We start from the raw sequence: 1,143 nt of genomic DNA, 5'->3' as shown, positions 1-1,143 counted from the left end.
GAGAACCTGATCGGCTCAGGCTTTGCCGACCAGATCACTGGTGACGCCAGCGACAACCGCCTCGAGGGCGGAGCCGGTGCCGATACCCTCAGCGGAGGCGCGGGCCTAGACACCGCCTCCTATTCTTTAGCAGCAGAAGGCGTTCGGGCGAGTCTTGCGTCGACAGGCGAAAATACGGGTGAGGCTCTCGGAGACACATACTCGAGCATCGAGAATCTAGAGGGCTCCACCTTCAACGACACCCTCATGGGTGACGAGCTCGCCAACGTGCTCGAAGGTGGTTTGGGTTCGGATCTTCTAGTTGGCGGGGCGGGGCTGGACTGGACGTCCTATGCTCATTCCACCACGGGGGTTGTGGCTAACCTGACCACGCCGAGCAGCAATACCGGTGAGGCGCAGGGCGACACCTACTCTGGCGTCGAGAACCTGTACGGGTCAGCTTTTGGTGATTCGCTCACAGGCGAAAGCGGGTTCAACTGGCTTGATGGTGGGGCCGGTAACGACATTCTGGAGGGGGGCATGGGCGCCGACCTGCTGGAAGGCGGTGCCGGGATCGATACCATTACTTACGCGACTTCAGCTTCAAGCGTGACTGTTCGCCTGACGGAAGGCAGGGGCCAGCGTGGCGACGCCGAAGGCGACGTTTTCAAGCTTATCGAGAGTGTGACAGGTTCAGACTGGAGTGACCTGCTAGTTGGGAATGCGGACGCCAACACGCTGAACGGCGGGCTCGGTACTGACGTGATACAGGGCTTGGGTGGCAACGACACCTACTACGTCGACAATGCGAGCGATCGTTTGATTGAGGCAGCGGGCGAGGGGAGTGACCGCCTGCTAGCAAGCGTCAGCTACACGCTCATGGCAGGTCAGGAGATCGAGCAACTGGAGACCACGAGCGCTGCGGGGACCACCAAGATCAATCTGACTGGCAATGAGCTCACCAACACCCTGGTGGGCAACGCGGGGGCGAACACGCTGAACGGCGGGCTCAATGCTGACGTGATGCAGGGCTTGGGTGGCAACGACGCCTACTACGTCGACAATGGCAACGACCGGGTGTTCGAGGCGGCGGGTGGCGGCAGCGACAAAGTCCTGACGAGCGTGAACTACACGCTTACGGCAGGTCAGGAGATCGAGCGGCTC

1 pseudogene is annotated in these 1,143 nt (G+C 61.2%); it reads left to right on the top strand.

Annotated features, from left to right (window positions below):
* A pseudogene (locus ASF39_RS12865) lies at positions 1–1,143 on the top strand (calcium-binding protein); the annotation flags it as partial.

The organism is Methylobacterium sp. Leaf108 (assembly GCF_001423265.1).
Lineage (GTDB): Bacteria > Pseudomonadota > Alphaproteobacteria > Rhizobiales > Beijerinckiaceae > Methylobacterium.
This window is presented reverse-complemented; position numbering and strand designations above follow the sequence as displayed.